Raw genomic sequence first — 7,025 nt, forward strand, 5'->3', positions numbered from 1 at the left:
TTACTAAAGCACAAGAACTTTTAGCGTCCTACTTTGGTTATTCTTCGTTTCGAAGAGGACAAGATGAAACAATTAAAAATGTACTAGATGGGAAAGATACGGTTTGTATTATGCCAACGGGTGGCGGTAAGTCGATTTGTTATCAAATTCCGGCATTAGTATTTGAAGGAACGACGTTGGTTATATCACCTTTAATATCACTTATGAAGGATCAAGTAGATACATTGGTACAGAATGGCATTTCAGCTACATATATTAATAGTTCTATATCTATTGCAGAAGCAAATCAGCGAATTCAATTAGCGAAACAAGGACATTACAAGTTACTTTATGTGGCGCCTGAGCGTCTTGATTCGATGGAGTTTGTTGACCAACTTATCGATATGAAAATCCCTATGATTGCGATTGATGAAGCACACTGTATTTCACAGTGGGGACATGATTTCCGTCCAAGTTATTTACATATACATCGCATATTAGATTATCTTCCAGAAAAGCCGCTCATATTAGCATTAACAGCAACAGCAACACCGCAAGTACGTGATGATATTTGTAATACACTTGAAATTAATCAAAAAAATACCATTATGACAACGTTTGAGCGTGAGAACTTATCGTTTTCTGTCATTAAAGGGCAAGATCGAAATGCATATTTGGCGGATTATATTCGTCAAAATCAAAAGGAATCTGGGATTATATATGCAGCTACTAGAAAAGTAGTCGATCAATTATATGAAGATTTGATGAAGGCAGGTGTTTCTGTATCAAAATATCATGCTGGTATGAGTGATATTGATCGAAATGAGCAACAAGAACTCTTTTTACGAGATGAAGTAAGTGTAATGGTAGCAACATCTGCATTCGGGATGGGTATTGATAAATCGAATATTCGTTACGTAATTCATTATCAGCTTCCAAAAAATATGGAAAGTTACTATCAAGAAGCAGGACGTGCTGGTCGTGACGGATTAGATAGTACATGTATATTGTTATATTCTTCTCAAGATGTACAAGTACAGCGTTTTTTAATTGATCAATCAACTGGAGAATCACGTTTTTCAAATGAACTTGAAAAATTGCAAAATATGACCGATTACTGTCATACAGAACAATGTTTACAATCATTCATTTTGCAATACTTTGGAGAAGAACCGAAAGAAGATTGTGGACGCTGTGGTAATTGTACAGACAATCGCGAGAGCATCGATGTGACAAGGGAATCACAAATGGTTTTATCATGCATGATTAGAACGAACCAACGCTTTGGAAAGCAAATGATAGCGCAAGTATTAACTGGGTCGAAAAATAAGAAAGTTATTGAATTTAATTTTCATACTTTACCAACGTATGGGCTTTTATCGAACCGTAGTGTAAAAGAGGTCAGTGAGTTTATTGAGTTTTTAATTTCAGACGAGTTAATTGCAGTTGAACATGGCACTTATCCGACGTTAAAAGTAACTGAAAAAGGGAAAGAAGTATTACTTGGTAAAGAGAAGGTTTTACGAAAAGAACGAGTAGAGACAAGACAAATTGTTCAAGACCATCCTTTATTTGAAGTGCTTCGTGAAGTACGTAAAGAAATTGCACAAGGAGAAGGTGTACCTCCGTTCGTTATTTTCTCTGACCAAACATTAAAAGATATGTGTGTAAAAATGCCGCAAAGTGATTCAGAATTGTTGACGGTAAAAGGTATCGGAGAACACAAACTTGTGAAATACGGCTCGCACTTCTTACAAGCAGTTCAGCATTTTATTGAGGAAAATCCAAATTATGCTGAAACGATTAAGACAGAAGTAGTTTCAGAGCGTAAAAAGTCAGGAAAAGCGTCCGCAAATTCTCATTTAGAAACGTATGAAATGTATAAACAAGATATTGATTTGAATGAGATTGCAAAAGAACGTAACTTATCAAGACAAACAATCGAAAACCATTTAATTCGCTGCTATGAGGATGGAATGGAAGTAGATTGGCAAAGCTTTGTTTCAGCAGAGTATGAATCTCTTATTGAAACTGCCGTTCAAAATGCAGATGGTGGTCTGAAATCTATTAAAGAACAGCTTCCGAATGAAGTGAGTTACTTTATGATTCGTGCTTATTTACAAATAAGAAAGTAGAGGCATATAAAGGGGATAAGAATTTATGTATCATGTTTTCGTTTATGGAACGTTAAGAAGAGGACAAACGAATGCTCATTATATGCTAGGTGCAACATGCATCGCAGACAGAGCTTGGACATATGGAAAATTATTTGATACGAACGAAGGATATCCAGCCATGACTTATTCGATTGAAGAACAGGTGTATGGAGAAATTTATGTAGTAAATGATGAGATATTGTGTAAGTTAGATGAACTAGAAGAATATACAGGCAATGCGGAGACTGATTTATATAATCGAATCACGCAAACAGTATATGTTGCTGATAGGGAAATTGAGGCATATGTGTATATCGCTCAGGATAAAAAGATGTTAAAGAAAGTGATAGACTCTGGTGACTGGCTTATGTATCAAAAAATATAATAAGGTAGTTTTAAAAATTGGAAAGCAGATAATGACGAATTCATTATCTGCTTTTTATTGTGTGAATAATTGTCGTTCTCTTTTTATTCTTATAGTTCTTAGTACGATTCCAATTCCGAGAAATAAAACAGTAGCAGCGACCCCGCTAATAGGATTTAACCAAAAATCACTACTGTTTGTAAGAGTAATAATCCCTGTTATTGTAACTAAAACAGTAGGAACAGCATCCTCGATTGCATGCATGATAACACATGGCCAGACGGATTTTGTAAGTCTATATATTTCAACATACATAATTGACCAACAAACCATAAGGATACAGCCAGATAGAAGCATATTTAATCTTGAGATAGATTCAAAATACTCATTTGGTAAAAAGACTAGATAGTAAGCAGCATGCCAAAGTGCCCAAATGAAACCAGAAATAATATAAATGTACCAATCGTTTAGATTTAGTTCAATCAACTTTGGAGTTAAATAACCCCGCCAAGAAAACTCTTCAAAAATGTTTTTAATAAAGTTACCAATAGTAGACATGACTATGAGTGACAATAACGTGGATATATCAAAACTAGAAATATGAGCTATTCCAAAAATGAGTGATATGCTTATCGTTATTACTGTAACAAATGGATAAATAAGTAGTGCAGTGAAATACCATATAAAATTTCCTTTCAAATTTGGCTTGATGCCAAAATCATTCCAATCTCGGCTAATAACTCTAAGTGAAATGCTTACGAGGAAAGGTAATATTAGCCATAATCCCATACCTAAAGTGTTTCCTTCAGGTTGATTTGTTAGAAGAGAATCTAGGAATACCCCAATCCACCCACTGGCCAAAACAGTGAATACAAAAATAAGTAAATATAACTTTAACGGTTTCTTTTTCGCGACATTCATTTGAAGAGCCTCCTTTACTTTTATTTCTCCTACTATTTGTGGGCAGTAAAACGCCCATTGATTAAAGTCTTTCATTTTTACAATGTTTTTTAATAGATAAATTAAATAGGAGACAAATAGAAAGTAGTATCTTTTGTATGCATCACTATACTATATGTGTATTTGTGTGATTTAGATGTTGCATATTCTTTTTAAATTAGAAAGATGAAAAGTAAGTTTTTTCGGAAAATTTAAATGGAAACTATTGACTTTATGATTGGGTTTTTAATACAATGATACTTCGACTGAAAAATTAGAACGGACAGGAGGGAATCGTCGAAATGAGCAACATATTTGAAGATGAGTTACAAAAAATGAAGGATACTTTACATACGATGGATGAGCAATTGGATAAGCTTGAAAAAACCCCGGTTTATTATGGAGAAGATTTTAAAGAGCAAATTCTTGAAAGTATGAGGGAGTCTAATAGACAAAACTTACGTATTGGTGTGCAAGAGCCGTACTTTGGAAGGTTAGATTTTCAGGAAGATGGAAAAGAAGAAGTTATGCCGATTTATATCGGAAAAGTAGGGGTTTCGGATATGGACACGATGAAGCCAATCATTATTGATTGGCGAGCGCCTGTCGCAAGTATGTTTTATTCATTTACCGGTGGAGAAGAATTAGCATTTTATCAATCACCAGATGGGTTAGTAGAAGGTGATGTGTATTTAAAACGAAACATTTCCATTCGAAAAAGAGAACTTGAACGTGTTGTTGATACATATGTAAAAGGAAATGAAGATGTATCCCATGCCGATGATTTTCTTCTATATCGATTAGGTGAGAATAAAGATAATAAGCTAAAGGATATTGTTTCAACAATTCAATCGGAACAAAATGATATTATTCGAGCGGAAAGAAATTTACCATTACTTATTCAAGGGGTTGCAGGGAGCGGAAAGACAACAATTGCTTTACATCGCCTTGCTTTTTTAATTTATGAATATCGTGAACAATTAGAAGCAGAAAGAATGATCGTATTTGCGCCGAATAGTCTGTTTTTAGACTATATTTCGAGTGTACTTCCTGAATTAGGTGTAGGGAATATTAGTCAAACAACGTTTCCGGATTGGGCATTACGTACGTTAGATGATTCAGTGAAACTAAAGCAGACAGAAGAAAAATTGAAAGAAGCATTTTCAATTAATCGTGATGAAAAGAAGGTAATGCTAGGTAAATTAAAGGGTACGTTGGAATTTAAGACGTTTATTGAAGAGAGAATGATCCAATTTGAAAATGAGTTAGTTCCGACAAAAGATTTTGAGGCGTGGGATAGAGCGATTATTCCAGTAGAAGATATTAAAAAATGGATGCAAGTTGAATATAAACATTATCCTTTACAGAAAAGAAGAGAACGATTAGTAGGACGAATGAAGCGCTGGATTGAAATTGAACTTAAAAAATTCGGGGAAACAAACGAGAAAAAATTACTTAAAAAAGAAGCGACTAAGAGACTCAACGCATATATGAAGTTTTGGCCGAAAATGAGTGCTCTTTCACTGTATAGTTCAATAGTAAAAAGTAAAGAAATACTTGAGGTATTACCTGAAGAACTTGTTAAAGAAACAGAAAAGAGTTGTCGTAAAAAAGAAGTGTATGTAGAAGATTTACCAGCTTTAATATACATACATCATCGTATAACAGGGATTGAAATCGGGCAGAAGTTTCATCACGTTGTTATTGATGAAGCGCAAGATTTTTCGCCTTTCCAAATTTATGCATTAAAAGAAATTACATTAGGTAATTCTTTCACTATATTAGGTGATTTATCGCAAGCGATTTATGATTACCAAGGAATTGAAGATTGGAATGCTTTTAAGGAAGTATTCCAAGAAACCGGTTATTATGAATTGACAAGAAGTTATCGTTCTACAAAAGAAATTATTGAATTTGCAAATGAAATAATTAAAAATGCAGAAATCCCAGTAGGACTCGCAACACCAGTCTTCCGCAGTGGAGAAGATGTGAAAGTAATTCATGCCGAAAATCAATTTACTGAAATTGTGAAGACGGTAAAACATTTGCAAAATGCAGATGTGAAAACAATTGCAGTAATCGGAAGAACAGAAGATGAATGCCGTGATATATATGTGAAATTAACAAATGCAGGATTAACGGTAAACGTAATTGAAGCAAACCAAAGTAAATATGAAGGTGGTATATCAGTAGTACCTGTCTATTTAGCGAAAGGTTTAGAATTTGATGCGGTGCTTTTAATTGATGTGGATGAGGAACATTACAAAAACACAAAACATGATGCAAAGTTACTATATGTCGGATGTACGAGATCACTTCATGACTTATGGATTTTCCATAGTGGGGAAGCGTCACCTTTAATTAAAGGATTAAAATAAAGTGAAACTATAATCAGTGGGGAGTTTTACTGCAAGCTAATGTGGGATAAATATAAAAAGAGGATTTTCTAGTACTGTATGAAAATCCTCTTTTTTATATTGAAATGGTAGATGAATTAACGACTTAAGCTGTTGTGTAAATAATATACAATGACCTTTTCTAATGCCTTAGTTTGTTCTTTTTTCCATGTACGAACAGCATCTACTGGAGTTTGTATATGTTTTAACCAATCTAGAATAAGGTGTAGTCGTTCTTGTATTTGCCCAATGTTTTGCTCCTTTATGTTCTTATTCTGAATTCTATCAATTAATTGAAGCATATAGGGAAGTTTTTCTATGCATTCGCTTAAATCTCCGCAATAACCTGAAGGGAATTCATGTGTACCAAATTCTAAAGTATTGATGTAATTAGAAACTAGGTATATCATGGCTTCTTGTTCGGTATCACCACCTAATTCAATCGCTTTTCGAAGGGATTTTTCTAAATCGTCTTCTTTATTGCTAGAGTCCATATAAATTCCTATCCATCTAAAAGGTCTTGAATCAAATGGGTTGTTTTCTGTCCATCTATATAGAATGTCAATTAGAAAACTATTTAGTGAGAAAGTTAAGACCTCATCTTTTTCGTTTAATGCATCTAAAATAGTAAACAGCGAAATGGCAAACTCTTCTTGAACTTTTGATTCCTATTTTTTTGCATTTGTAATAAATGTCCCTAAATGTTTAAAAGCTAATTTTCGAAGTCCCGCTTGGCGATGCTGACAGTAACAAATAAAATCATGCCAATGCTCATTTGTATTCATATGTATAATAATAGTTTGTAATGCAGTGAGAGGCTTATCCATTATAAGTCCCCAATCTATTAAGCACGTGTTGAAAATTTAGTGTTATTATATCATTACATAAATTAAAGTGGGAAGAATTTAAGATGGATTTTATTGGTCACGGGATCTAATCGATTGGTAATGTAGCGGTTCTAACAGGACCCATTATTGACTTTGAAGATGAAACGAAAAAAGTTATTATGTTTATCTGAATATTGAGGGGATATGTTTATTTAATTTTTAGAAAAAATAGACTATTAAACTTGTAAATGGTATAATCTTCTTATTATTGGAATTAAAATCAAAATATTTGAAAATAAAGGATAGGGTTGGTTTTAATGGGGGATTCTGATCACAAAGAAACAAAGGCAATATTAAAGTTATG

Annotated in this window: 4 protein-coding genes and 1 pseudogene; 3 read left to right on the forward strand and 2 right to left on the reverse strand. The window is 33.6% G+C overall.

Annotated elements, in window-relative coordinates; all coding sequences use genetic code 11:
• Window positions 1-2,114 (forward strand): DNA helicase RecQ (recQ, locus tag ACQGS6_RS20225; protein WP_426965488.1); only part of this gene is annotated, 2,114 nt, incomplete at its 5' end.
• A 25-nt stretch (window positions 2,115-2,139) separates the two neighbouring features.
• On the forward strand, window positions 2,140-2,520 hold the full coding sequence (locus ACQGS6_RS20230) for a gamma-glutamylcyclotransferase family protein (RefSeq protein WP_000274905.1): 381 nt from the start codon (window positions 2,140-2,142) through the stop codon (window positions 2,518-2,520).
• A gap of 54 nt (window positions 2,521-2,574) precedes the next feature.
• On the opposite strand, the gene ACQGS6_RS20235 is transcribed toward ACQGS6_RS20230, so the two are convergent.
• Window positions 2,575-3,420 (reverse strand): CPBP family glutamic-type intramembrane protease, encoded by an 846-nt coding sequence (locus ACQGS6_RS20235; RefSeq protein WP_001099765.1) that lies wholly within the window; start codon window positions 3,418-3,420, stop codon window positions 2,575-2,577.
• 320 nt (window positions 3,421-3,740) lie between these two features.
• On the opposite strand from ACQGS6_RS20235, the gene ACQGS6_RS20240 reads away from it, so the two are divergent.
• Window positions 3,741-5,816, forward strand: coding sequence for a HelD family protein (locus tag ACQGS6_RS20240; RefSeq protein WP_025966124.1), 2,076 nt, complete (start codon window positions 3,741-3,743; stop codon window positions 5,814-5,816).
• A gap of 116 nt (window positions 5,817-5,932) precedes the next feature.
• On the opposite strand, the pseudogene ACQGS6_RS20245 reads toward ACQGS6_RS20240, so the two are convergent.
• Window positions 5,933-6,661, reverse strand: a pseudogene (locus ACQGS6_RS20245) (hypothetical protein).
• Between the last annotated feature and the right edge of the window lie 364 nt (window positions 6,662-7,025).

It is taken from the genome of Bacillus sp. GMs2/2 (genome assembly GCF_050172095.1).
Classification (GTDB): Bacteria; Bacillota; Bacilli; order Bacillales; family Bacillaceae_G; genus Bacillus_A; species Bacillus_A cereus.